Origin of the sequence: Pseudomonas sp. DCB_BI (assembly GCF_026240995.1) — a bacterium.
Classification (GTDB): Bacteria; Pseudomonadota; Gammaproteobacteria; order Pseudomonadales; family Pseudomonadaceae; genus Aquipseudomonas.
Window position 1 is genome coordinate 65,497 of sequence record NZ_JAPFCG010000019.1, and the last position, 26,055, is coordinate 91,551.

The 26,055-nt window shown below is 62.6% G+C and carries 21 protein-coding genes; 4 read left to right on the plus strand and 17 right to left on the minus strand.

Features of this window, described 5'->3' with window-relative positions; genetic code table 11:
- Position 1: 1 nt before the first annotated feature.
- The 14 genes from nuoM to OO258_RS20365 form a co-directional block, all read right to left on the minus strand.
- The gene (gene nuoM / locus OO258_RS20300; RefSeq protein WP_110744711.1) at positions 2-1,534 is read right to left on the minus strand and encodes an NADH-quinone oxidoreductase subunit M; all 1,533 of its coding nucleotides are present in this window, start codon (positions 1,532-1,534) and stop codon (positions 2-4) included.
- Between the two features lie 40 nt (positions 1,535-1,574).
- Complete coding sequence (nuoL, locus tag OO258_RS20305; RefSeq protein ID WP_266032195.1) at positions 1,575-3,428, minus strand: NADH-quinone oxidoreductase subunit L; 1,854 nt, start codon at positions 3,426-3,428, stop codon at positions 1,575-1,577.
- Positions 3,425-3,733 carry an NADH-quinone oxidoreductase subunit NuoK gene (nuoK, locus tag OO258_RS20310; protein ID WP_003251446.1) on the minus strand — a complete coding sequence of 103 codons (309 nt, stop codon included), beginning with the start codon at positions 3,731-3,733 and terminating at the stop codon, positions 3,425-3,427. Before nuoK ends, nuoL begins: the two co-directional genes overlap by 4 nt.
- A 3-nt stretch (positions 3,734-3,736) precedes the next feature.
- The gene (nuoJ, locus tag OO258_RS20315) at positions 3,737-4,237 is read right to left on the minus strand and encodes an NADH-quinone oxidoreductase subunit J (RefSeq protein ID WP_085625351.1); all 501 of its coding nucleotides are present in this window, start codon (positions 4,235-4,237) and stop codon (positions 3,737-3,739) included.
- A gap of 10 nt (positions 4,238-4,247) precedes the next feature.
- Positions 4,248-4,796: an NADH-quinone oxidoreductase subunit NuoI gene (gene nuoI / locus OO258_RS20320; protein WP_003251442.1), complete on the minus strand. Its 549-nt coding sequence runs from the start codon at positions 4,794-4,796 to the stop codon at positions 4,248-4,250.
- 11 nt (positions 4,797-4,807) lie between these two features.
- A complete protein-coding gene (gene nuoH, locus OO258_RS20325; RefSeq protein ID WP_029886631.1) occupies positions 4,808-5,815 on the minus strand; it encodes an NADH-quinone oxidoreductase subunit NuoH in 1,008 nt (335 codons plus the stop codon).
- Positions 5,812-8,526 (minus strand): NADH-quinone oxidoreductase subunit NuoG, encoded by a 2,715-nt coding sequence (nuoG, locus tag OO258_RS20330; RefSeq protein ID WP_110744709.1) that lies wholly within the window; start codon positions 8,524-8,526, stop codon positions 5,812-5,814. The genes nuoH and nuoG overlap by 4 nt, the downstream gene beginning before the upstream one ends.
- A 132-nt stretch (positions 8,527-8,658) precedes the next feature.
- Positions 8,659-10,020 carry an NADH-quinone oxidoreductase subunit NuoF gene (gene nuoF, locus OO258_RS20335; RefSeq protein ID WP_110744708.1) on the minus strand — a complete coding sequence of 454 codons (1,362 nt, stop codon included), beginning with the start codon at positions 10,018-10,020 and terminating at the stop codon, positions 8,659-8,661.
- On the minus strand, positions 10,017-10,514 hold the full coding sequence (gene nuoE, locus OO258_RS20340; RefSeq protein WP_003251433.1) for an NADH-quinone oxidoreductase subunit NuoE: 498 nt from the start codon (positions 10,512-10,514) through the stop codon (positions 10,017-10,019). Before nuoE ends, nuoF begins: the two co-directional genes overlap by 4 nt.
- 2 nt (positions 10,515-10,516) lie before the next feature.
- Positions 10,517-12,298, minus strand: a complete 1,782-nt coding sequence (nuoC, locus tag OO258_RS20345) for an NADH-quinone oxidoreductase subunit C/D (protein ID WP_110744707.1) — start codon at positions 12,296-12,298, stop codon at positions 10,517-10,519.
- Positions 12,299-12,377: 79 nt separating this feature from the next.
- Positions 12,378-13,055 carry a NuoB/complex I 20 kDa subunit family protein gene (locus tag OO258_RS20350; RefSeq protein ID WP_003251429.1) on the minus strand — a complete coding sequence of 226 codons (678 nt, stop codon included), beginning with the start codon at positions 13,053-13,055 and terminating at the stop codon, positions 12,378-12,380.
- A 9-nt stretch (positions 13,056-13,064) separates the two neighbouring features.
- Positions 13,065-13,478, minus strand: coding sequence for an NADH-quinone oxidoreductase subunit A (locus tag OO258_RS20355; protein WP_003251427.1), 414 nt, complete (start codon positions 13,476-13,478; stop codon positions 13,065-13,067).
- 896 nt (positions 13,479-14,374) lie between these two features.
- Positions 14,375-15,700 carry an isocitrate lyase gene (gene aceA / locus OO258_RS20360; protein ID WP_110744706.1) on the minus strand — a complete coding sequence of 442 codons (1,326 nt, stop codon included), beginning with the start codon at positions 15,698-15,700 and terminating at the stop codon, positions 14,375-14,377.
- Positions 15,701-16,190: 490 nt separating this feature from the next.
- Positions 16,191-16,955, minus strand: a complete 765-nt coding sequence (locus OO258_RS20365) for a secretin N-terminal domain-containing protein (protein ID WP_266032237.1) — start codon at positions 16,953-16,955, stop codon at positions 16,191-16,193.
- Between the two features lie 124 nt (positions 16,956-17,079).
- On the opposite strand from OO258_RS20365, the gene OO258_RS20370 reads away from it, so the two are divergent.
- The 3 genes from OO258_RS20370 to OO258_RS20380 all read left to right on the plus strand — a co-directional run bounded on the left by OO258_RS20370 (position 17,080) and on the right by OO258_RS20380 (position 21,545).
- The gene (locus OO258_RS20370; RefSeq protein ID WP_266032196.1) at positions 17,080-18,255 is read left to right on the plus strand and encodes a hypothetical protein; all 1,176 of its coding nucleotides are present in this window, start codon (positions 17,080-17,082) and stop codon (positions 18,253-18,255) included.
- Between the two features lie 53 nt (positions 18,256-18,308).
- Complete coding sequence (locus OO258_RS20375) at positions 18,309-20,018, plus strand: S8/S53 family peptidase (RefSeq protein ID WP_266032197.1); 1,710 nt, start codon at positions 18,309-18,311, stop codon at positions 20,016-20,018.
- Positions 20,019-20,102: 84 nt separating this feature from the next.
- Complete coding sequence (locus OO258_RS20380; protein WP_110744703.1) at positions 20,103-21,545, plus strand: SulP family inorganic anion transporter; 1,443 nt, start codon at positions 20,103-20,105, stop codon at positions 21,543-21,545.
- Between the two features lie 111 nt (positions 21,546-21,656).
- Here the strand turns inward: OO258_RS20380 and fusA are convergent, their stop codons facing one another.
- Together fusA and OO258_RS20390 are read right to left on the minus strand one after the other, a co-directional pair.
- On the minus strand, positions 21,657-23,768 hold the full coding sequence (gene fusA, locus OO258_RS20385; protein ID WP_266032198.1) for an elongation factor G: 2,112 nt from the start codon (positions 23,766-23,768) through the stop codon (positions 21,657-21,659).
- 73 nt (positions 23,769-23,841) lie between these two features.
- Positions 23,842-24,267: a hypothetical protein gene (locus tag OO258_RS20390; protein WP_110744701.1), complete on the minus strand. Its 426-nt coding sequence runs from the start codon at positions 24,265-24,267 to the stop codon at positions 23,842-23,844.
- 163 nt (positions 24,268-24,430) lie between these two features.
- On the opposite strand from OO258_RS20390, the gene OO258_RS20395 reads away from it, so the two are divergent.
- On the plus strand, positions 24,431-24,733 hold the full coding sequence (locus OO258_RS20395; RefSeq protein WP_266032199.1) for a hypothetical protein: 303 nt from the start codon (positions 24,431-24,433) through the stop codon (positions 24,731-24,733).
- Between the two features lie 3 nt (positions 24,734-24,736).
- Here the strand turns inward: OO258_RS20395 and OO258_RS20400 are convergent, their stop codons facing one another.
- Positions 24,737-25,987 carry an aspartate aminotransferase family protein gene (locus OO258_RS20400; protein ID WP_266032200.1) on the minus strand — a complete coding sequence of 417 codons (1,251 nt, stop codon included), beginning with the start codon at positions 25,985-25,987 and terminating at the stop codon, positions 24,737-24,739.
- Positions 25,988-26,055 lie beyond the last annotated feature (68 nt).

The window sequence follows — 26,055 nt, forward strand, 5'->3', positions numbered from 1 at the left end:
CTTACCGGGCCGAAGCGAGTTGAGTGAAAGCGGAACCGAGCCACTGCTGCACGCCACTCATGGTGGCGGCAGAGGTGTCGAGGAACGGCTGCGGATACACGCCCAGCAGGATCAGCAATACCGCCAGGCCCAGCACCATGATCAGTTCGCGACCGTCCATGCCGGCCAGCACGGTGTCGGTCTTGGCCGGGCCGAAGTAGGCGCGGTGGATCATGATCAGCGAGTACACCGAACCGAACACCAGGCCGGTGGTGGCAATCACGGTGATCCACGGTACATGCACGAAGCTGCCGAGCAGGATCAGGAACTCGCCGACGAAGTTGCCGGTGCCTGGCAGGCCCAGCGATGCAGCGGCGAAGAACAGGCTGATGGCGGGCAGGTAGGCGATGCGGTGCCACAGGCCACCCATCTGGCGCATGTCACGGGTGTGCAGGCGTTCGTACAACTGGCCGGACAGGATGAACAGCGCGGCAGCCGACAGGCCGTGGGCCAGCATCTGAATCACCGCGCCTTGCAGAGCCTGCTGGCTGCCGGAGTAAATACCGATCAGCACGAAGCCCATGTGCGAGACGCTGGAGAAGGCGATCAGGCGCTTGATATCGGTCTGCGCGAAGGCCAGGAAGGCACCATAGAAGATGCCGATCAGGCCCAGGGTCATGGCAATTGGCGCGAACTCGGCCGAGGCGTTCGGGAACAGCGGCAGGGCGAAGCGCAGCAGGCCGTAGGCTGCAGTCTTCAGCAAGATACCGGCCAGGTCCACGGAGCCTGCGGTGGGTGCCTGGGCATGAGCGTCAGGCAGCCAGGAGTGGAACGGCACTACCGGCAGCTTCACCGCGAAGGCGATGAAGAAGCCCAGCATCAGCACGTATTCCACGCCCGCTGGCAGCTCGGCCTTGAGCAGGTCGCTGTAGTTGAAGGTGAGCACGCCGGTGGTGTTGTAGTTGACCAGTACCAGGCCCAGGATCGCTACCAGCATGATCAGGCCGCTGGCCTGGGTGAAGATGAAGAACTTGGTCGCCGCGTAGATCCGGGTCTTCTTGCCGTCTGCCGAGCTGTGACCCCAGAGCGCGATGAGGAAGTACATCGGCACCAGCATCATTTCCCAGAAGAAGAAGAACAGGAACAGGTCCAGGGCCAGGAACACACCGACCACGCCGCCGAGGATCCACATCAGGTTGAGGTGGAAGAAGCCGACGTGACGCTGGATTTCTTTCCAGGAACACAGTACCGACAGCACACCGAGCAGGCCGGTGAGCAGGATCATCAGCAGCGACAGGCCGTCGAGGGCCAGGTGGATGCTGATGCCGAAGCGCTGGATCCACTGGACTTTGTATTCCACGGCCCAGGCCGGTTCGGCGCCCGGAGCGGGAGCGAGCGTGTAGTCGCCGGTGCCCCAGAGGTACAGGCCAATGCCGAGCAGCAGGGACATGGTCAGCAGCGCGATCCAGCGCGGCAGGGTGGCACCGAAGCGCTCACCCAGCCAGCACAGGAAGCCGCCGATGAAGGGGATCAGGATCAGCCAAGGCAAAATCATGACGGGTTGGTTTCCTTTGGCAAAGTCGCAAGATTCATAGTCATACCGCAGCCACTACCACGGCACCGAGTACCAGCACGGCACCCACGGCGATAGAGGCGGTGTACCAGCGCAGCTGGCCAGTCTCGGTCTTGCTCATGGCGACATGGCCGCCACGCGCCATCCGCGGAATCAGGCCGATGGTGCGGTCAACCGGGTCCTTGCGCAGGATGTGGCTGATCAGCAGGTACGGTTTGACGAAGAGCTTGTCGTAGATCCAGTCGAAGCCCCAGGCAGCGAACCACCAGGCCGACAGGACACGACCGATGCCGCTGTTGGCAACGGCGCTGACGAAGCTGCGCTTGCCCAGGAACAGCAGGGCCGACAGCAGGATACCGGCGATGGCGATGGCACCCGAGGTGATCTCCAGCGCATGTTTGGCTTCGCCACCGGCATGGCCGGCGCTTTCAGGCAACACGCCTGCCAGCGGTGGGGTGATCCAGGCACCGACGAAGGTCGACAGCACGATCAGCACGCCCAGCGGCAGCCAGTGGCTGATGCCGTGGCCGGCATGGGCTTCGGTCTTGGCTTCGCCGTGGAAGGCGATGAAGATCAGGCGGAAGGTGTACAGCGAGGTCATGAACGCACCGACCAGGCCGGCGTACAGCAGGCCGGTGTTGCCACTGGCGAACGCTTCCCAGAGGATCTCGTCCTTGGAGTAGAAGCCCACGGTCACGATCGGCAGGGCGGCCAGGGCGGCACCACCGACCACGAAGCTGGCGTAGGCCAGCGGCAGTTTCTTCCACAGGCCGCCCATCTTGAAGATGTTCTGCTCGTGGTGGCAGGCAACGATCACCGCACCCGACGCGAGGAACAGCAGGGCCTTGAAGAAGGCGTGGGTCATCAGGTGGAAGATCGCCGCGTCCCAGGCACCTACGCCCAGGGCCAGGAACATGTAGCCGATCTGGCTCATGGTCGAGTAGGCGAGGATACGCTTGATGTCGGTCTGCACCAGCGCGGCGAAGCCGGCCAGTACCAGGGTCACGCCACCCACCACGCCTACCAGGTGCAGGATGTCCGGCGCCAGCAGGAACAGGCCGTTGGTACGGGCAATCAGGTACACGCCCGCAGTCACCATGGTGGCGGCGTGGATCAGTGCCGAAACCGGGGTCGGGCCCGCCATCGCGTCGGCCAGCCAGGTTTGCAGTGGCAGCTGCGCCGATTTACCGACGGCACCACCCAGCAGCATCAGTGTGGCCAGGACCATCCAGGTGTCACCCGCCTGGAACTTCTGCGGTGCCAGCACCAGCAGCTCCTGCACGTTCAGGGTACCCAGCTGGGCGAACAGGATGAACAGGCCGATGGCCATGAACACGTCGCCGATACGGGTGACGATGAACGCCTTGAGTGCGGCGTTACCGTTGTTGCGGTTGCTGTAGTAGAAACCGATCAACAGGTACGAGCACAGGCCCACGCCTTCCCAGCCGAAGTAGATGAACAGCAGGTTATCGCCCAGGATCAGGAACAGCATGCTGGCGATGAACAGGTTGGTGTACGAGAAGAAGCGCGAGTAGCCGGCTTCGCCACGCATGTACCAGGAAGCGAACAGGTGGATCAGGAAGCCGACACCGGTCACCACGCCAAGCATGGTCACCGACAGGCCGTCCAGGTACAGGGTGAAGTTCGGCGCGAAGCCGTCTACCGACATCCACTGCCACAGCAGCTGGCTGTACCCGCCGCCTTCAGGCGGGGCGACGTTGAATTGCCAGATGACGTACGCGGCCGTTGCCGCCGACAGGCCTACCGAGCCGACGCCGATCAGGGCGGACAGGTTCTCCGAGAACCGTCCGCGCGAGAACGACAGCAGCAGGAAGCCGATGAGGGGAAAGACGAAAGTCAGGAAGAGAAGGTTCATCCGCGCATCTCACTGGCAGCATCGATGTCGAGAGTGTGGAAGCGGCGATACAGCTGCAGCAGGATGGCCAGGCCAATGCTGGCCTCGGCAGCTGCCAGGCTGATCACCAGAATGAACATCACCTGGCCGTCGGGCTGGACCCAGCGGGCGCCGGCGACGACGAACGCCAGGGCAGAGGCGTTCATCATGACTTCCAGGCTCATGAGCACGAAGAGGATGTTGCGGCGGACCATCAGGCCAACCAGACCTAAGCAGAACAGGATGCCGGCGACTGCCAGACCATGCTCGAGAGGGATAGCACCCATGATTTACTCCTTCGCCTCGTTGCGGCCCAGGTGGAAGGCAGTGACGGCTGCAGCCAGCAGCAGCATCGACGCCAGTTCGACCACCAGCAGGTACGGGCCGAACAGGCTGATACCGACTGCTTTCGGGCCCACGGTGGTACCGCTGATGCCTGCGCCACTCGGGGTGACGAACAGCACGTACAGCAGCTCAGCCAGCAGCAGGGCGCCGAGGATTACCGGCCCGGCCCAGATGCCGGGCTTGAGCCAGCCGCGTTCCTGGGCGACCGAGGCCGGCCCGAGGTTGAGCATCATCACCACGAACACGAACAGCACCATGATGGCGCCGGCGTAGGCGATCACTTCCAGGGCGCCGGCGAACGGCGCACCCAGGGAGAAGAAGATCATGGCCACGGAAATCAGCGAAATGATCAGGTAAAGCAAGGCGTGCACGGGGTTGGTGCCGGTCACCACCCGAAGGGTGGAGACCACGGCGATCCCGGATGCGAAGTAGAAAGCGAATTCCATCTTTCTGTCCTTATGGGAGCAAGCTCTTCACGTTGATCGGCTCGGCTTCGTTCTGTGCAGAGCCCTTTGGCTTGCCAGCGATTGCCATACCCGCAACACGGTAGAAGTTGTAGTCAGGGTTTTTGCCGGGGCCGGAGATCAGCAGATCTTCTTTCTCGTACACCAGGTCCTGACGCTTGAACTCGGCCATTTCGAAATCCGGAGTCAGCTGGATCGCGGTGGTCGGGCACGCTTCTTCACACAGGCCGCAGAAGATGCAGCGCGAGAAGTTGATGCGGAAGAACTCCGGGTACCAGCGCCCGTCCTCGGTCTCGGCCTTCTGCAGCGAGATGCAGCCAACCGGGCAAGCCACCGCGCAGAGGTTGCACGCTACGCAGCGCTCCTCGCCATCGGGGTCGCGGGTGAGGACGATGCGGCCGCGGTAGCGCGGCGGCAGGTACACGGGTTCTTCTGGGTACTGCAGGGTATCGCGCTTGCGGAACCCGTGGGAGAACACCATGGCCAGGCTGCGCAGCTGAGTGCCGGTGCCCTTAACGATGTCGCCGATATACTTGAACATGGGTCAAATCCTCACTGGGCCGCGACGGCTGGCGTGTTGTAGAGCACGAGCGCAGCGGTCACCAGCAAATTGATCAGGGTCAGCGGCAGGCAGAACTTCCAGCTGAAGTCCATCACCTGGTCATAGCGTGGGCGCGGGATCGAGGCGCGCAGCAGGATGAACAGCATGATGAAGAACGCGGTCTTCAGGGCGAACCACAGGAACGGCAGTTGCGGCAGGATGCCGAACGGGCCGTGCCAGCCGCCGAAGAACAAGGTCACCAGCAGCGCCGAGATGAGGATGATGCCGATGTATTCACCGACGAAGAACATGCCCCACTTCATGCCGGCATACTCGATGTGGTAGCCGTCGGCCAGTTCCTGTTCCGCTTCTGGCTGGTCGAACGGGTGACGGTGAGTCACGGCGACGCCAGCGATGAAGAAGGTGCAGAAGCCGAAGAACTGCGGAATGATGAACCACAGGTTCTGGGCCTGGTACTCAACGATGTCGCGCATGTTGAACGAGCCCACCTGTACCACCACGCCCATCAGCGCCAGGCCCAGGAACACTTCGTACGACACAGTCTGTGCCGAAGCACGCAAGCTGCCCAGCAGGGCGTACTTGTTGTTCGACGACCAGCCGGCGAACAGCACCGCGTAGACCGACAGGCCGGCCATGGCGAAGAAGAACAGCAGGCCGATGTTCAGGTCGGCAACGCCCCAGCCCGGTGTGATCGGGATGATCGAGAAGCCGATCAGCAGGGCGCTCATGGCCACGACCGGTGCCAGGGTGAAGATCATCTTGTCGACGAAGGGCGGGTTCCAGTCTTCCTTGAAGAACATCTTCAGCATGTCGGCGGCGATCTGGAACATGCCGAACGGGCCAACACGGTTCGGACCGTAGCGGTCCTGCCACCAGCCCAGCAGGCGGCGCTCGACGAAGCTGAGCAGGGCGCCGCAGACCACCACGGCCAGCAGGACCACGATAGCCTTGACGACCTGGATGATCACGTCGATCACTTCGGGGGTGAACCAGCTCATTGTGCTGCCTCCTGCAGACCTTCGACGGATGCACCGAAGATGGCAGGCGGGATGCCGGCCAGGCCTTTCGGCAACGCGACCAGGCCAGCGCCCAGCTCTTCATTGATACGCAGCGGCAGGCGCAGGGCCACACCGGCGACGTTCAGGCTCAGCAGGGCACCCTCGTTGACGCCCAGTCGGTCGGCTTCGGACTTGGCCAGGGCCACGTAGGCAGCCGGGATGCGCTGTTGCACCGGGGCGGCGCGCGAGGAGCTTTCTTCGCTGCCGAACAGGTGGAAGAACGGCACGGCAGTCCAGGTGCCACGGGCCGGGTTGAAGGCGCCCGGAATGGCGTTGAACCAGTTCAGGCGGTCGCCTTGCGACTCGATCAGGCGCACGCCTGGGTCACCGGCACGCAGGTGGCCACCGACCTCGTCCTGAAACTTGTTCCAGGCTTGTGGCGAGTTCCAGCCCGGCGACCAGGCGAACGGCACCTGCTGGCGCGGTTCGGCCGAGCCCGAGTAGCCTTCCATGGAGAAGGCGAACGCGGTGTCCTTGTCTTGCGGGGTGCGTGGCTCGTGCACGCTGATGTTGGCGCGCATGGCGGTACGGCCGGAGTAGCGCAGCGGCTCACGGGCCAGCTTCATGCCCTTGATGCGGAACGCAGCGCTCGGCGCGGCGTTGACGATGCCGGCCAATTGCGGGGCGGCTTCGGCGCAGGCGCTGGTGACGTGGTCCAGCTGGGTCCAGTCGACCGGCTTGTTCAGCAGGGTGGCACGCAGGGCGTGCATCCAGCGCCAGCCTTCGTGGATCTGGATGCTGCTGTCCAGGTACTGCGGGTCGAACACCTGGAAGAAGCGCTGGGCACGGCCTTCCTGGCTGACCAGGGTGCCGTCGCCTTCGGCGAACGAGGCGGCTGGCAGTACCAGGTGGGCGCGGTCGACCGTCGGGGTTTTCGAGTGGTCGGCAACGATCACTACCTTGGCCGCCGCCAGGGCTGCGTCGACCTTGGCGGCCGGTACGCGGGCGTACAGGTCGTTTTCCAGCACCACGATGGCGTCGGCCTTGCCGCTGATGACGGCGTCCAGCGCGGCATCGACGGACTCGCCGCCGAGCATGGCCAGGCCGATGCTGTTGGCCTCAGGCACTACCAGGCTCAGCGAACCGTCCTTCTCGCGCAGCTTCAGGGCTTTGGCGATGTTGGCGGCGGCTTCGATCAGCGCTGGGTCGGCCAGCGATGTACCGGCAACGACCAGTGGACGCTTGGCGGCGACCAGGGCGTCGGCGATGCGTTGGGCCAGGGCCTTGGCTTCGTCGTCCAGGCCGGCGACCGCTGGTGCGCTCGGGTCGATGGCGTGGGCCACTGCGAAACCGATGCGGGCCAGGTCGGCCGGCGCGGCGTGCACGCATTCTTCGGCAACGTCATCCAGCTTGGTTTCAGCCAGCGAGGCGATGAACAGCGGGTACAGCGCGTGCTGACCGATGTTCTTCACGGCGGCGTCGAGCCATGGCTGCACTTTCATCGCTTCGGCCATGGCCTCGGCCTTGCCCTTGGTGGCCTGGCGGACGGCCAGGGCGACGCGGGCAGCGGTCTGGGTCAGGTCTTCGCCGAGGACGAACACGGCGTCGTGGTCTTCGATGTCGCGCAGGGTCGGTACTGGCAGCGGGCTGTTGTTCAGCACGTTCAGGGCCAGGCGTACGCGCGCCAGTTCGCCAGCTTCCATGCCCGAGTAGAAGTACTCGGCACCGACCAGCTCACGCAGGCCGTAGTTGCTTTCGAGGCTGGCGCGTGGCGAGCCGATACCGACGATGGTACGACCGCGCAGCAGGTCGGCTGCCTTGTCCAGGGCGGCGTCCAGGCCCAGCTTGGTGCCGTCGGCCAGCTGTGGCTGGCGTGGGCGGTCCTTGCGGTTGACGTAGCCGTAGCCGAAGCGGCCGCGGTCGCACAGGAAGTACTGGTTGACCGAGCCGTTGAAGCGGTTTTCGATGCGGCGCAGCTCGCCGTAACGCTCACCCGGGCTGATGTTGCAGCCGCTGGAGCAGCCGTGGCAGATGCTTGGGGCGAACTGCATGTCCCACTTGCGGTTGTAGCGCTCGGAGTGGGTCTTGTCGGTGAACACGCCGGTCGGGCAGACCTCGGTCAGGTTGCCGGAGAACTCGCTTTCCAGCACGCCGTCTTCGACGCGGCCGAAGTACACGTTGTCGTGGGCGCCGTAGACGCCCAGGTCGGTACCACCGGCGTAGTCCTTGTAGTAGCGCACGCAACGGTAGCAGGCGATGCAGCGGTTCATCTCATGGGCGATGAACGGGCCGAGGTCCTGGTTCTGGTGGGTACGCTTGGTGAAACGGTAGCGGCGCTCGTTGTGGCCGGTCATTACCGTCATGTCCTGCAGGTGGCAGTGACCGCCTTCCTCGCAGACCGGGCAGTCGTGCGGGTGGTTGGTCATCAGCCATTCGACGACGCTGGCGCGGAACGCCTTGGACTCGTCATCGTCGATGGAGATCCAGGTGCCGTCGGAGGCGGGGGTCATGCAGGACATGACGATACGACCACGGGTGTCGTTCTCGTCGGTGTACTGCTTGACCGCACATTGCCGGCAGGCGCCGACGCTACCGAGCGCCGGGTGCCAGCAGAAATAAGGGATATCGAGGCCGAGCGACAGACACGCCTGTAACAGGTTGTCCGCACCGTTGACTTCGAGCGCTTTGCCGTCTACGTGGATAGTGGCCATTGTTCAAAGTTCTTCGTTGGCCCGCGTGAGCGGGCGTGGCTAATGGAAATCTGTGAGCCTGCGGCACGCCACACTTCATGCGGGCCGGCCGACAGGCTGGCGGGTGGCACGGACCACCCGCGTTCTATCTTGTTATGCGCCTACCACAATGGGCTTCGCCAGGTTCGGGCGCAGGGTGCCAGCGCTTTCCGGTGCTACACCGGCCTCGAACTCCGAGCGGAAGTATTTGATGGCACTGCCCAACGGCTCCACCGCCCCCGGTGCGTGAGCACAGAAGGTACGGCCCGGGCCGAGGAAGTTGACCAGCCCCAGCAGCGTCTCGATGTCTTCGGCGCGGCCTTGGCCGTTTTCCAGTGCGCGCAGCATCTTCACGCTCCACGGCAGGCCGTCACGGCATGGGGTGCACCAGCCGCACGATTCGCGGGCAAAGAACTCTTCCATGTTGCGCAGCAGCGACACCATGTTGACGCTGTCGTCGACCGCCATGGCCAGGCCGGTGCCCATACGGGTGCCGACCTTGGCGATGCCACCGGCGTACATTTGTGCATCAAGGTGCTCGGGCAGCAGGAAGCCGGTACCGGCGCCGCCTGGCTGCCAGCACTTGAGCTTGAAGCCATCACGCATGCCACCGGCATAGTCTTCGAACAGCTCGCGGGCGGTAACGCCAAATGGTAGTTCCCACAGGCCTGGGTTCTTCACCTTGCCGGAGAAGCCCATCAGTTTGGTGCCGTGGTCCTCGCTGCCTTCACGGGCCAGCGACTTGTACCAGTCGTTGCCGTTGGCGACGATGGCCGGCACGTTGCACAGGGTTTCGACGTTGTTCACGCACGTCGGCTTGCCCCACACGCCAACTGCGGCAGGGAAGGGCGGCTTGGAGCGCGGGTTGGCGCGGCGGCCTTCCAGGGAATTGATCAGTGCGGTTTCTTCACCGCAGATGTAGCGGCCGGCACCGGTATGCACGAACAGCTCGAAATCGAAACCGCTGCCGAGAATGTTCTTGCCCAGCAGGCCAGCGGCCTTGGCTTCATCGATGGCACGGTTGAGGTTTTTCGCCGCGGTGGTGTATTCGCCACGCAAGAAGATGTAGCCACGGTAGGCCTTCAGGGCGCGGGCGCTGATCAGCATGCCCTCGACCAGCAGATGGGGCTGTTGCTCCATCAGCATGCGGTCCTTCCAGGTGTTCGGCTCCATTTCGTCCGCGTTGCACAGCAGGTAGCGGATGTTCATGGATTCGTCTTTGGGCATCAGGCCCCACTTCACGCCAGTGGGGAAGCCAGCGCCACCACGGCCCTTGAGGCCCGAGTCCTTGACGCTTTGCACGATGTCGTCGGCGGACATTTGCGCCAGCGCCTTGCGGGCAGCGGCGTAGCCGTTCTTCGATTCGTACTCGGCCAGCCATACTGGCTCGCCGTCGTCGCGCAGGCGCCAGGTCAGCGGGTGGGTTTCGGCCGTGCGCGCAATGCGGTTGGCCGGGCCGAAGGAAGTAATGGTCATACGTAACCCTCCAGCAATTTGGAAACGCCAGCCGGCTGCACGTCACCGAAGGTGTCGTCGTCGATCATCAGCGCCGGGGCCTTGTCGCAGTTGCCCAGGCAGCACACCGGCAGCAGGGTGAAACGGCCGTCGGCGGTGGTCTGGCCGAGGCCGATGCCCAGCTCGCTCTGGATCTGGCTGACCACCGATTCGTGGCCGCCGATGTAGCAGACCATGCTGTCGCACACGCGGATGATGTGGCGGCCGACAGGCTGACGGAAGATCTGGCTGTAGAAGGTGGCCACACCCTCGACATCGCTGGCCGGGATGCCCAGCACTTCGCCGATGGCGTGGATGGCGCCGTCCGGCACCCAGCCACGTTCCTTCTGGACGATCTTCAGGGCTTCGATGGACGCCGCGCGCGGGTCTTCGTAGTGATGCATCTCGTGCTCGATGGCCGAGCGTTCGGTTTCGCTCAGGGCGAAACGGTCTGTCTGGATAAGCGTGCTGTTCATGCTTAGCGGTCCACGTCAGCCATAACGAAGTCGATACTGCCCAGGTACGCAATGAGGTCGGCGACCATGCTGCCTTTGATCACCGAAGGGATCTGCTGCAGGTGCGGGTAGCTCGGGGTACGGATCCGGGTGCGGTAGCTCATGGTGCCGCCATCGCTCGTCAGGTAGTAACTGTTGATGCCCTTGGTCGCCTCGATCATCTGGAACGACTCGTTGGCCGGCATGACCGGGCCCCACGAGACTTGCAGGAAGTGCGTGATCAGGGTTTCGATGTGCTGCAGGGTGCGCTCTTTCGGCGGCGGCGTGGTCAGCGGGTGATCCGCCTTGTACGGGCCTTCCGGCATGTTGCGCAGGCACTGGTCGATGATGCGGATACTCTGGCGCATCTCCTCGACACGGACCATGCAGCGATCGTAGGCATCGCCGTTGTGGGCCAGCGGTACTTCGAACTCGAAGTTCTCGTAGCCGGAGTAGGGGCGCGCCTTGCGCAGGTCGAAGTCGCAACCGGTGGAACGCAGGCCGGCACCGGTGGTACCCCAGGCCAGGGCGTCCTTGGTGTTGTACGCGGCAACGCCGATGGTACGGCCCTTGAGGATACTGTTCTGCAGGGCGGCCTTGGTGTATTCGTCAAGGCGCTTGGGCAGCCATTCGACGAAGTCCTTGACCAGCTTGTCCCAGCCGCGTGGCAGGTCGTGGGCGACGCCACCGATACGGTACCAGGCCGGGTGCAGGCGGAAACCGGTGATGGCCTCGATCACGGTGTAGGCGCGCTGGCGGTCGGTGAAGGTGAAGAACACCGGGGTCATGGCGCCAACGTCCTGGATATACGTACCCAGGAACAGCAGGTGGCTGGTGATGCGGAAGAACTCGGCCAGCATGATGCGGATCACGTCGACCTTCTGCGGCACCTTGATGCCCGCCAGCTTCTCGACCGCGAGCACGTACGGCAGGTTGTTCATTACCCCGCCGAGGTAGTCGATACGGTCGGTGTAGGGGATGAAGCTGTGCCAGGACTGGCGCTCGGCCATTTTCTCGGCACCACGGTGGTGGTAGCCGATGTCCGGTACGCAGTCGACGATCTCTTCACCGTCCAACTGCAGGACGATCCGGAACGCACCGTGCGCCGACGGGTGGTTGGGGCCGAGGTTGAGGAACATGTAGTCCTCGTTCGCGCCCTGGCGTTTCATGCCCCAGGCTTCCGGGTTGAACCGCGCCGACTCTTCTTCAAGCTGCTGCTTGGCCAGGGTCAGGCTGTAGGGGTCGAACTCGGTGGCACGGGCCGGGTAGTCCTTACGCAGCGGGTGACCTTCCCAGGTCGGCGGCATCATGATGCGGCTGAGGTGCGGGTGGCCGGCAAAGTCGATGCCGAACATGTCCCAGACTTCGCGCTCGTACCAGTTGGCGTTCGGCCAGATACCGGTCACCGATGGCAGGTTCAGGTCGCCTTCGCTGAGGGAGACCTTGATCATCACGTCACTGTTACGCTCGACCGACAGCAGGTGGTAGAACACGCTGAAGTCGGCGGCAGGCAGGCCGCGGCGCTGGGTGCGCAGGCGTTCGTCGACGCCGTGCAGGTCGTACAGCATGCTGTATGGCTTGGCCACACCGCGCAGGAAGCTGAGCACCTCTTTGAGCTGGGCGCGCTTGACCCACAGCACGGGCATGCCGGTGCGGGTTTCCTGGGCGACGAATGCTTCGGCGCCAAAACGGTTATGCAGTTCGACGACCACATCCTGGTCGTCAGCCTTGTAGGGCGGAATGAAAATAGCGTTGTCCGCTGTCATGGTCTCGGTCGCTTTGGGTCAACGTTAAGAATGAAGCCAGGCCGCCAGCTCCCAGGGGAGCGGGCGGCAGGTCGCTGGATCAGACTTCGTCGGGGCTGCGCAGGTTGGTTACGGCAATGCGCTGCTCACGACGCAGGTCTTTCTGGGCTGGCATCTCGGCACGGTAAATACCTTGATCACCAACAACCCAGGAAAGCGGGCGTCGTTCTTGGCCGATCGACTCCTGCAGCAGCATCAAGCCTTGCAGGAAAGCCTCAGGGCGTGGCGGGCAGCCAGGCACATAGACGTCCACGGGGAGGAACTTGTCGACCCCCTGAACGACCGAGTAGATGTCGTACATGCCACCGGAGTTGGCGCACGAACCCATGGAGATGACCCATTTTGGTTCGAGCATCTGCTCGTACAGGCGCTGGATGATCGGCGCCATTTTCACGAAGCAGGTACCGGCAATGACCATGAAGTCGGCCTGACGCGGCGAGGCCCGGATGACTTCGGCGCCGAAGCGGGCGATGTCGTGGGGTGCCGTGAATGCCGTGGTCATTTCCACGTAGCAGCAGGACAGGCCGAAGTTGTACGGCCAGAGGGAGTTCTTGCGACCCCAGTTGACCGCGCCACGCAGCACATCTTCGAGCTTGCCCATGAAGATGTTCTTGTGGACTTGGTCCTCTAGCAGCTGATCGGTGACGGTTTCCCGTTCACCGACCGGGTACTGCTCGTTGGGCGCATCCGGATCGATTCTGGTGAGATTGTATTGCATGCCAAAGCCTCATTGTTTCAGCTTCGCTTGCCGCTTGCGGCGACCTTCGGGAGCCCAATCAAGTGCCCCGACGCGCCATAGGTAGACAAGACCTGCCAACAGAATTGCTATGAAAACGAGTGCTTCGACGAATCCGGTCCAGCCGCTTTCGCGGACGGACACAGACCATGCAAAGAGAAAGAGGGCTTCGATATCGAAGATCACGAACAGCATCGCGACCAGATAGAATTTGGCGGACAGGCGCAGGCGGGCGCTGCCGACGGGCAGCATGCCGGATTCGAAGGGTTCGTTCTTGGCGCGGCCCCAGGCCTTGCTACCGAGCAGGCTGGACAGGCCGAGCATGAAGGCACACAGGCCGACGACACCCAGGAGGAAGATGGCAAAGCCCCAGTTGTGGGCGATGAGTCCTGCCGAATCGGACATGCTAGAAATCCTTATACAGAGACCCAGCTCTGCAGTCTGAAATAAGTGTAGAGCGGCGACGTGGTGTCGCAGGTGCAGTGACCAAATGTCGCAGCTGAATCAATCGCGCTGATTTTATGGGTAAACCTGGTGCAAGTAAAATTTCTGTAGCAAATTTATTCGTAGGATTAAGTACAAAAGCCGCTTCTAACTGCCTGAAAGCCTTGATATTCGGGCATTGCGTGCGCTTTTGTTAATTATGTTTCTTGCAAGTGGTAACGAATCATAGTTGTCGTAATGATAATTAATATCATTTGACCTTGTGTCTATTAATCGGGCTGTTCTGCGACTTGTAAAGTTCATCTGGCGATTCCCCCTACTTGCAAATGCGAAAGGCTCGTGTTCTAGCAGCTTTCAGCGCCGCTTGCACCGCTCTGGATCAATACTTTGAAGCATGGGCGGTGCTAGCGGCTGTGGCCTCAAGCATAGACGTGATTGAGGGTTTTGCTGGTGATGCCGGTGGACAGCGTGAGGGGTGGCATGGGCATGGCGAAAGGAATGCAGCGCCTATGAGATCGAGCGCCGCCCGCGCGGCGCATCGCGAGCTGCGCTCGCTCCTACGTTTGTTTTTGGCCAGTAACGCCTGTGGCAGGCGCACGCGACCGTCTTGTTTGTACGGCACGATATCGAGTCATGCCCCAAGGCGTTCGCGCGCAAATCCCATAGGAATAATTGGCCCGAAACAAACGTAGGAGCGAGCGCAGCTCGCGATGCGCCGCGCGGGCGGCGCTCGGTCTCACGGGCGCTGAAGATGCTGTGGCGAACACCTCTCAGCCCAGGCGCATTTCAAAGGCACGTCAAAAAGAAAGCCCGGAGCTTTCACAAGCCCCAGGCCTTCGTTCAACAAGAACCCACTATCAGTGGAACTGCTCTTCTTCAGTCGAGCCGGTCAGTGCAGTCACCGACGAAGCCCCACCCTGGATCACAGTGGTCATGTCGTCGAAGTAACCGGTACCCACTTCCTGCTGGTGCGCGACGAAGGTGTAGCCCTTGTTCGCGTCAGCGAACTCCTGCTCTTGCAGCTTCACGTAGGCAGTCATGTCGTTGCGGGCATAGTCGTGTGCCAGGTTGAACATGCCGTGCCACATGTTGTGAATACCGGCCAGGGTGATGAACTGGTGCTTGTAGCCCATGGCCGACAGTTCGCGCTGGAACTTGGCGATGGTGGCGTCGTCCAGGTTCTTCTTCCAGTTGAAGGAAGGCGAGCAGTTGTACGACAGGATCTGGTCCGGGTACTCCTTCTTGATCGCTTCGGCAAAGCGGCGGGCTTCGTCCAGGTCCGGCTTGGCGGTTTCGCACCAGATCAGGTCGGCGTAAGGGGCGTACGCCAGGCCGCGGGCAATGGCCTGGTCGAGGCCGGCGCGTACCTTGTAGAAGCCTTCACGGGTGCGCTCGCCAATCACGAATGGTTGGTCGTACGGGTCGCAGTCGCTGGTCAGCAGGTCGGCGGCGTTGGCATCGGTACGGGCCAGAATGATGGTCGGTACACCCGACACGTCAGCTGCCAGGCGCGCTGCTACCAGCTTCTGTACGGCTTCCTGAGTCGGCACCAGCACCTTGCCGCCCATGTGGCCGCATTTTTTCACCGAGGCCAGCTGGTCTTCGAAGTGCACGCCAGCGGCGCCCGCCTCGATCATGTTCTTCATCAGCTCGTAGGCGTTCAGCACGCCGCCGAAACCGGCCTCGGCGTCAGCCACGATGGGCGCGAAGTAGTCGATGTAGCCGTCGTCGCCCGGGTTCTTGCCGGCTTTCCACTGGATCTGGTCGGCGCGGCGGAAGGCGTTGTTGATGCGTTTGACCACGGTGGGTACCGAGTCGACCGGGTACAGCGACTGGTCAGGGTACATGGACTCGGCCGAGTTGTTGTCGGCGGCAACCTGCCAGCCGGACAGGTAAATGGCCTGGATGCCCGCTTTTACCTGCTGCACTGCCTGGCCGCCGGTCAGGGCGCCCATGCAGTTGACGAAATCTTTTTCTGGGCGGAAGGATGGGTGGGCACCCTCGGTGACCAGCTTCCACAGTTTCTCTGCACCCTGGCGGGCAAAGGTGTGCTCAGGTTGCACGGAGCCACGCAGGCGAACGACATCAGCGGCGGTGTAGGTACGGGTCACGCCTTTCCAGCGCGGGTTTTCGGCCCAGTCTTTCTCGAGGGCTGCAATTTGCTGTTCGCGTGTCAGTGCCATGGAAATAAACCTCGTCGCATCGATCTTGGGTTAATTGTGCTGATGCTCGGAGCAGATCAGGGTGCCTGGCGGCTGTCCTGTTCGCAGGAATGCGGCGGCGAACGCGAAGGCTCGAAGGGGAAGGGGGGCAGGCCAGGCGAAGGTGTGCTCCGGCAGGTCGGCTCGTGGTTGCCTTGCTGCGGTGCTACGCGATTGCCAGTGCTGCGGTGATGCGCTTCCGTCCCTCGGGACAACTTCTTCGTTGCAGTCGCAATCCCGTCGAACCGCCTTGTGGGCCGTATAGACACGAGGCGCCTCCAGGGGTGGGAGGAGTACGCCTCGAAGGCCCTTGCCAGGGCCCCTGATTAGCGGGAGCGAGGCCATCATGCCCTTGGGAAAAAGACCCTGTCAAATGTTTTGTAGTGGATTTTTGTGCTTACTACATCTTTGGTCTAATGCGACCTGTCAGTCAGTTTCAAGGCCTTTGGTCGAGGCCTTGAATTGCCTGGGATCAGTCGAGGAGGTCGACTTTTACACGCAAAGTCATGTTTTCACCGCGCTGGGTGCTGTAAGTACGGCTTGACGTGCTGCCGTCGGCTTGGCTCTGCTGGTTGTGGCCTGCCAAAGTGATCCATTCGCCGAGCTTGCCGGTGACTGTCGTGTCGGTGCTTTGCACTTTCACTACATCCGCACGTTCCTGGCTGATACGGTCATTATTGGTGCTGATTTGCAGACGAACCCTGTCACCGCTCAAGCTTGGCGTGACATAGAAACCCTGGGTGACATTGCGGTATTCGGTGTTGCTCTGTATGCGCCCATAGCCGTCGGTACTGGTGCTGGTAATCGGGATGCTCTGGCCAACCTGAATGAGCGCAGGCTGGCCCTCGCTGGCCTGAACCTGCTGCATGCCGCCCTCACGGTTGCTGGTGCCGTAGCGGATGACGCGTGCGTTGCCGCGGTTGTCCTGGAAGTTGCTGTCGTTGTTGTCAACGCTGATCAGCAGGCGCTTGGGTGCGGTGTCCAGCTGTTGCAGCAAGGCGCGCAGGTCGCCGATGCGTTCGGGGCTGGCGTTGACGATCAGTTTGTTCTCGAAGGCGCTGACCGTGCCGTCCTTGCCGATGAAGGCCTGTGCGGCGGGCAGTAATTCGGCACTGGTGCGGTGCTGCAGCGGCACCACTTCGGTAGCGGCCTGGGCGGCGAGGCTGGCAACCAGCAGCAAAGAAGCGAAAAGGGGGCGTAGCGGCATGTCCATGATCTCCGCAGGTGGAATGAACATGATGGCAAATTTGCCGGCTTCCTGCCGGGTCTGGATCACGCCGGCGGTGTTCAGAGGGTCGTATTATCCTAATTTATCCTTTAGGCTATAAATTATAGTATGCAGGATAATTCAGGATAATAAGATGGCTCCCGTTCGCCCGCTTCTTCGCCGTGATCAACTGGCCAACGCGCTAGCCCAGGACCTGGCAGGCGAGTCGCTGATCGATTACAGCGCTGGCATGTTCCTGGCCGCGCCCCGGCGCACGGGCAAGAGCACCTTCCTCAACAACGACTTGATACCGGAATGCATACGGCGCGGCTGGCGACCGGTTTACGTGGATCTGTGGTCGGACCGCGACGCCGCCCCGGCGCAGCTCATCAGCGGCGCCATCGGCACTGCGCTGGCCAGTTTCGAAGGTGCGCTGGCCAGGACTGCGAAAAAAGCCGGTATCGAAAAAATAAACCTGCTGCGCACCCTGAGCTGGGATTTCACCCGCCCGCAACTGCCCGCGGGTACTACCTTGGCGCAGGCACTTTCCGTGTTGCATCAAGTGTCAGGGCAGATGGTAGTGCTGATCATCGACGAGGCTCAGCACGCCCTTAACAGCGAAGATGGCCTCAATGCGATGTTCGCGCTGAAAGCAGCGCGTGACCATCTCAACCGTGGCGACCGTCCGGACGGCTTGCGCCTGGTGTTCACAGGCTCCAGCCGCGACAAGCTGGCCAACCTGGTACTCAAGAGCAAGCAGCCGTTTTTTGGGGCCACCATCACGCCATTCCCGTTACTGGGGCGTGAATATGTCGAATTTATCACGGGCTTGTGGAACCAGCGCCTGGCCGATAGCAATCAGTTCAAGGTAGAGGACCTGGCGTATGCTTTCGATCTGGTCGGCCGTCGCCCGGAAATGCTCAACAAGCTGTTGGCCGAAGTCAGCGTCGGCCTGGGTGAGGCGGGCAACTTGGGCGATCTGCTGCGCACTGGCGCACTCAACCATCAGGCTGGTGTGTGGAGTGACTACGAAAGTGCCTGGAACGAGCTTTCGCCGTTGCAGCAGGCGGTGCTTGAGGTAATGGCCGAGCGCACGCTGGGCCGACATCCGTTTTCGCCGTTCACAGAGCAGACCTTGATCGACATCAGACGCAAGCTGGAGCAGGCCCAGGCAGAAGTCAACGCCAATACGCCTAACGTGCAGAAGGCCCTCGATGCCCTGCGCGACAAGGAGCTGGTATGGAAGGCCAATCGTGGTGAGTACGCGCTGGAGGATGCTTCCATGGCTGAATGGCTTGCCCGCGACAAGGCAGTTGCTGGCCGTAGATGAACCTTTGAGTTGTCCCGCCAGTCGCACTCACAGGGAACGCGTGGGGTGATTGCATGAAGGGTGGTCTGATCCTGCTGTTGTGGCTTTGCAGCCTTGGTGCACAGGCTGCAGCGGACGCGCTGCGCATCAAGCAACTGCAGCGTTGTGGCGACCTGCTCGGCGAAGGTGGGCAGCAATGGTGCCTGCGTGCCGAGGGGCTGGGGGCAGGTGTGCCAAAGGTCTGGCTGGGCGGTGCGCAGCTGCCAACAGGCGATATCGAGCGTCAGGGTGACCGCCTCACGCTGAAACTGGCGAAGCAAGCCCAGCGCAGCGCGCCGCTTTGGCTGGAATATGGCGGGAGTACCAGCAACCCTGTATGGCTGACCCACCAGGGCAGTCATGTGGTCGCCGCAAGGCCTGATGAAGTGGCGAAGAACATGGATGGCCTGACCACCTACGTCGACCTGGTCAGCGTGTTGATCGAAGAGAAATACGACGGCCGTGGCGAGGCCCGGCGCATCGCCGATAAATACGGCGCCAAGGTTGTTGGTGCCATACCGCCGCTGAATGTCTACCAGCTGCGCCTGCCGGTAGCCGACCTGGTGCAGCGTGACGCGATGATCCTGCGCATGGGCAGTGAAGTCAGCGTGGATGCCGTGGTTGTCGAGGAGTCCGCCCCGGAGCGTGGGGAGGAGGGCAGTGGCCGCGACACCGGGGCGATCGACCAGGCGGACGAATGGGCCGCCAATCGTTTCATGGACGCGCTGTATTTCTACCAGCGACGGATTGCCGCTTCGCACTTGCCGGTGCAGCCGGTTCGGGTTGGGGTAATCGAGCGTGAAGTGGACTTCGATGCCCCAGGGCTCAGCCAATACCGAGGCGGCTGCGAGGCGGGCCAGACGTGCCTGTACGCTCGCGACGGCGATCGCCCGTCCAGCCACGGGAGCCATGTCGCCGGCATTCTCGCGGCGCAGGGTGAGGGATTTTTACCGGGGCTGGGCAAGCATAGCCCTGGCTTCGATGTGATTGTGGAGCGCAACTCGGATGCGGGTATCACCGCCAACATCGCTGCATCGGTGAACCTGGTCGAGGATGGCGTGCGGGTGCTGAACTGGAGCTGGGGCATCCACCGGGTCGGCGCGCGCGATGTCAACGGTGATGAGGTCGATTCGCTGGTGCGTTCCGGGCTGGCGATGAGTGGCTACGAGGAGTTGCTCGAGGAGTTCTTCCTCTGGCTGCGCCAAGAGCACCCTGATGTGGTGGTGGTGAATTCGGCGGGTAACGGTGCATCCTGGTCAGGCACCGATGAATATCGCCTGCCGTCGTCGTTCATTACCGAGCAACTGCTGGTGGTGGGCGGGCACCAGCGCAGCGACAAGGTGACGGCGGTCGAAGCCCCCGATCATGTGCGCAAGCGCCACAGTTCGAACATCGACATGCGGGTTGATGTGAGTGCCGCTGCCTGCATACGCCCAGCGGCTGCCGCTGCTGCGCATTGTGGTACATCGTACGCCACCCCCCTGGTGGCCGCCACCGTGGCAGCGATGCTGTCGATCAACCCGGCCCTTACCCCGGAACAGGTGCGCATGCTGTTGCGGCGCAGTGCCTTGACCATGGGCACCGAGCAGGATTTCGAGGCGATGGATGCCGAAGACCTGACGGCGCCGATCCTGCCATCGGAGCGTGGTGGGCGCCTTGACCACCCCGACCTGGGGCGCTCGGCGCGCCTGGACATGCAGCGCGCGCTGGACCTGGCAGTGCAAAGCCGGGAGCGGGTGCGCTGAACGGTGGCCGCTGCCAGACAAATTCCGTAACATCGCGCCCCTCGTTTTTTGTAACGTCCGTCCGGACTGCACCACAGGAAGCCCATGAAGCCCGCCCGACTACGCGCCGACCTGCTCGCCGGCCTGACCACCTCGTTCGCCCTGGTGCCCGAGTGCATCGCCTTTGCCCTGGTGGCTCACCTCAACCCGCTGATGGGCCTGTATGGCGCTTTCATCATTTGTACCCTTACCGCACTGTTTGGCGGTCGGCCGGGGATGATTTCCGGCGCTGCCGGCTCGATGGCAGTGGTGATCGTCGCGCTGGTGGTACAGCACGGCGCGCAGTATCTGCTGGCCACGGTGCTGCTGGGTGGCGTGGTCATGATCCTGTTCGGCCTGTTGCGCCTGGGCAAGCTGGTGCGCCTGGTGCCGTACCCGGTCATGCTCGGCTTCGTCAACGGCCTGGCTATCGTCATCGCCATGGCGCAGCTCGAGCACTTCAAGGCGGGTGAGCAATGGCTCAGCGGTGCGCCGCTGTACCTGATGATCGGCTTGGTGGCACTGACCATGGCGGTGGTCTATGTGCTGCCGAAACTGACCCGTGCGGTTCCGCCGGCGCTGGTGGCGATCCTGGGCGTTGGCCTGCTGGTGTACCTGCTCGGCCTGCCCACTCGCACCTTGGGCGACATGGCGCACATCGCCGGCGGCCTGCCGGTGCTGGCGCTGCCGGATGTACCCTGGAACCTGGAAACCCTGAAGATCATTGCCCCCTACGCGGTGCTGATGGCCATGGTCGGCCTGCTGGAAACCTTGCTCACCCTCAACCTGACCGATGAAGTCACCGAGAGCCGGGGCTTCCCGGACCGCGAGTGCGTGGCGCTGGGTGCGGCGAACATGGTGTCGGGCCTGTGTGGGGGGATGGGCGGTTGCGCGATGATCGGCCAGACAGTGATCAACCTCAGCTCCAATGGCCGCGGCCGGCTGTCCGGGGTGGTCGCCGGGGTAATGATTTTGCTGTTCGTGTTGTTCCTGTCGCCGCTGATCGAACGGATACCGCTGGCGGCGCTGGTCGGGGTGATGTTCGTGGTGGCCCAGCAGACCTTCGCCTGGGCGTCGCTGCGGGTGCTGCACAAGGTGCCGGTGAACGATGTGCTGGCGATCATTGCGGTGACCGTTGTAACGGTGTTTACCGACCTGGCCATGGCGGTGCTGTTCGGCATCATCATCGCGGCGCTCAACTTTGCCTGGCAGCATGCGCGGGAGCTGTATGCCGACAGCCAGGAGGACGCCGGAGGCGGCAAGCGTTACCAGGTTCATGGCACGCTGTTCTTTGCCTCGACCGCCTCGTTCCTCAATCAGTTCGACCCGGCCCACGACCCGGCAGAGGTCACGCTGGATTGCCAGCATTTGAGCTTTGTGGATTATTCGGCAATTGCAGCGCTCAAGACCCTGCGCGAGCGGTATGCCAAGGCGGGCAAGCATTTGCGCGTGGTGCATTTGTCAGAACGGTGCAAGAAACTGTTGAAGCGGGCAGGCGAGCAACATTGAACATTGTGGCGGCCTGTACCGGCCGCTTCGCGGCTACAGCCGCTCCCACAGGGGTATGCGATCCCTTGTGGGAATGGCTGTAGCCGGGAAGGGCTGGTACGAGTCAGGCGCTTACTCTCCCCGGTTCTTCTTGACGATGCCATCGGCAATGCTCGCCGGGGCCTCGGCATAGCGGGTGAACTCCATCGAGAAGCTGGCCCGGCCCTGGGTCATCGACCGCATCGAGGTGGCGTAGCCGAACATTTCGCCCAGCGGCACTTCGGCACGGATCACCTTGCCGGCGGGTGTTTCGTCACCGTCCTGGATCATCCCGCGGCGCCGGCTGAGGTCGCCCAGAATGTCACCCTGATATTCCTCCGGCGTCACCACCTCTACCTTCATCACCGGTTCCAGCAACACTGCACCGCCTTTCTGCGACAGCTGCTTGGTGGCCATTGAAGCCGCGATCTTGTAGGCCATCTCGTTGGAGTCGACATCGTGGTACGAACCGTCGAACACGGCGGCCTTGAGGTTGATCAGCGGGTAGCCGGCAAGCACGCCGTTCTTCATCTGCTCTTCGATACCCTTCTGGATCGCCGGGATGTACTCGCGGGGTACCACGCCGCCAACGATCTCGTTGATGAACTCCAGGCCTTCCTTGCCTTCGTCGCCGGGGGCGAAACGGATCCAGCAATGGCCGTATTGGCCACGGCCGCCGGACTGGCGTACGAAACGCCCCTCGATCTCGCAGGTATTGCGGATTTTTTCCCGGTAGGCCACCTGCGGCTTGCCAATGTTGGCCTCGACGTTGAACTCGCGGCGCATGCGGTCGACGATGATGTCCAGGTGCAACTCGCCCATGCCCGAGATGATGGTCTGGCCGGTCTCTTCGTCGGTACGCACGCGGAATGACGGATCCTCCTGGGCCAGCTTGCCAAGGGCGATGCCCATTTTTTCCTGGTCGGCTTTGGTCTTCGGCTCCACGGCCACGGAAATCACCGGGTCAGGGAAGTCCATGCGTTCGAGGATGATCGGTTTGTCCATGTCGCACAGGGTATCGCCGGTGGTCACGTCCTTCATGCCGATCAGTGCGGCGATGTCGCCTGCGCACACGTCCTTGATTTCGGCACGCTGGTTGGCATGCATCTGCACCATGCGGCCGATGCGTTCCTTCTTGCCTTTGACCGAGTTGAGTACCGCATTGCCTGAACTGAGCACGCCGGAATAAACGCGGGCGAAGGTGAGGGTGCCGACGAACGGGTCGGTGGCGATCTTGAACGCCAGTGCCGAGAACGGCTCTTTGTCGTCGGCGTGCCGTTCCAGGTGCTTGTCTTCATCGTCCGGGTCGGTGCCGCGGATGGCAGGAATTTCCGAGGGGGCGGGCAGGTAATCGATTACCGCATCGAGCATCAGCGGTACGCCCTTGTTCTTGAAAGAGGAGCCGAGGATGGTCGGCACGATTTCGTTAGCGATAGTGCGTTTGCGCAGTCCGGCCTTGATCTCTTCGATGCTCAGCTCTTCGCCTTCGAGAAACTTGTTGAGCAGTTCGTCATTGGCCTCGGCGGCTGCTTCTATCATGTGCGCGCGCCATTCGTCGGCAAGCTCCTGCAGCTCGGCGGGAATGTCTTCTTCGCGGTAGCTGGTGCCTTGGTCGGCGTCGTTCCAATAGATGGCCTTCATCTTCACCAGATCGATCTGGCCGATGAAGTGCTCTTCGCTGCCGATGGCCAGCTGAATCGGCACCGGGTGGTGCCCCAGGCGCTGGTCGATCTGCTTGACCACACGCAGGAAGTCGGCACCCTGGCGGTCCATCTTGTTGATGTAGGCCAGGCGTGGCACATGGTACTTGTTGGCCTGGCGCCAGACCGTCTCGGACTGCGGTTCTACCCCGTCAGCACCGCTGAACACCACCACCGCGCCATCGAGCACGCGCAGCGAACGCTCCACCTCGATGGTGAAATCGACGTGGCCCGGGGTGTCGATGATGTTGAAGCGGTATTTGTGCGCGAACTGTTTGGTCGAGCCTTGCCAGAATGCCGTGGTCGCCGCCGACGTAATGGTAATGCCGCGTTCCTGCTCCTGGGCCATCCAGTCCATGGTCGCGGCGCCGTCGTGAACCTCGCCCATCTTGTGATTGACCCCGGTGTAGAACAGGATCCGCTCGGTAGTGGTCGTCTTGCCGGCGTCCACGTGGGCGACGATGCCGATATTGCGGTATAGCTCGATGGGGGTTGTACGGGCCATGGCGGACTACCTGCGGATGGACGGATTCCACCACGTTAGCAGACCGGTAGAATCCTGCCCTGCCGCCGGGCCGTCAGTCGGCCTGGGCTTGCAGCATCCATTGGCCATCCACTTCACGGGCCAGACCACTGGCCGCCAGCAGGGCCAGCAGGCGCGGGTGCAGGTCGGCTTCGGTGAAGGTCTTGGCGGTGGCCAGGTCCAGTGCGCCGATCAGGTTCAGGTCGGCCTTGGTGTACGACAGCCACGCTTTCTTCAGCACCTGTGCGACATCGCTGCCGGCGGTGCTGGCGAAGCGGCGGTGCCACTCGCGGCCCTCGAAGGTGAAATTGTGTGCGTGGCTGTAGCTGCTTTGCTCGGCGCCTTCGGCACAGCGGTGGCAGCGGCACGGGCCTTCGCCGAAGGCGTTGCGCAGGTAGCTGTTGAAGTCCACGACGGGCTTGAGGGACAGGCGTTTGTCGACATCGAACAGGTCGGCGATCAGGGGTTCTTCGGCGCTCACTCGGGATCCTCGTGTGGTGTGGCGTGCATCGGCGGGCACCCTAACAGATCGGGGCATTCAGATCACCTGTTGCAGGCCCGCGCAGCGGCCAGTAGAGACAACTGAGACGGCCTGCCGTACTCTACGCGCCCGTACGCCCACACACCCACCGAGGTAACCCCGTTTGAGCACCAAGTACCCGTACACCGCCACCGTGACCATCAGCGCAGAAGACCGCGGCGGAGATACCGAGGCTTCGGAAAACCCCAGCATGCGCGTGGGTCTGGAAGCGGTGACCGAAACCCTGAAGAAGGTGCATTTCGTCGGTACGCTCGCGGCGCCTGAAAAACCGGCCACGCACATTTGCGTGACCCTGGAGAACGGCCTGACCTATTACGGCCCGATCGTCAACGGCCATGCCGAACTGGAAGGCGGCTGGATCGCCTTCGAGTCCGACATGCTTACCCCGGAAGAACTCGGCCTGTAAGCCTCAGTTCAGTTCAGCCAGGCACTGCTCGAGGATATCCAGCCCTTCCTCGAGCACCTCGGCCTCGATGGTCAACGGAGCCAGCAGGCGAATGATGTGCCGCGCCTTGCCACTGGGCATCAGCAGCAACCCCTTGGCCCGTGCCGTCTCCATCACCTTGGCCAACTGCGCCGGTGCCGGGCTGCCGTCGTCATTGACGAATTCGATCCCGCGCATGGCACCCACGCCAGTCAGGCGGCCGATGTACGGGCTCAGGCCAGAAGCCTTCCAGCGCTCGTAGCGGCTGACGATTGCCTGTTCCTGGCGCTCCCCCCAGGTGGCGACGTTGTGGTCGGTCATCTGCGCCAGGCTGGCCAAAGCCGCCGCACAGGCAATCGGGTTGCCTGAATAGGTGCCACCCAAGCCGCCCTTGGGCAGCGCTGCCATCAATGCCTTGCGCCCTACCACCGCCCCCAGCGGCATGCCGCCAGCGATGCTCTTGGCCAGCAGCAGCAGGTCGGGCTCGATGCCAAGGCGCGGGAAAGCAAAGCGCTGGCCCGTACGGCCGAAGCCGGACTGGATCTCGTCGATGATGATCAGGATCCCGTGTTCGTCGCAGAAGCGGCGCAGGGCTTGGGCGAAAACCGGGTCGAGGGCAAGGAAGCCGCCTTCGCCCTGCACCGGTTCAAGGATGAACGCCGCCACATCTTCCACGGCCAGTTCCACGCTGAACAGGCGCTCCATGGCCTTGAGCGCCTGCTCGCAGGTAACCCCGGTATCCACGCTAGGGTAGGGCAGGTGATACACCGGCCCGGGCAACTCGCCGACCCGTTGCTTGTAAGGGGCCACTTTGCCGTTCAGGTTCAGGGTGGCCAGCGTGCGGCCGTGGAAGGCCCCATCGAAGGCGATGATGGCGCGCTTGCCTGTCGCACCGCGGGCTACTTTAAGGGCGTTTTCTGCCGCTTCTGCGCCGCTGTTGGTGAGCATGCCGGCCAACGGGTAGCTGACCGGTACGAACTGGCTCAACTGGTCCATCAACGCCATGTACGGGCCGTGGGGCGCGGCGTTGAAGGCATAGTGGGTCAAACGGGTGGCTTGAGCCTGTATCGCTTCGACCACGGCGGGGTTGCAGTGGCCCAGGTTGAGCACGCCGATACCGCCGACAAAGTCGATGTAACGTTTGCCGTCGGTGTCCCAGACTTCGGCATTACGGCCATGGGAAAGTGTGATCGGGTGAACGATGGCAATGGATTGGCTGATACTTTCCTGGTTCATGGGCACGCGGGACCTTGTTCAAGTTTCTTATTATCCAAGCGTGTTGGGGGGTTATTCCGCAAACGAAT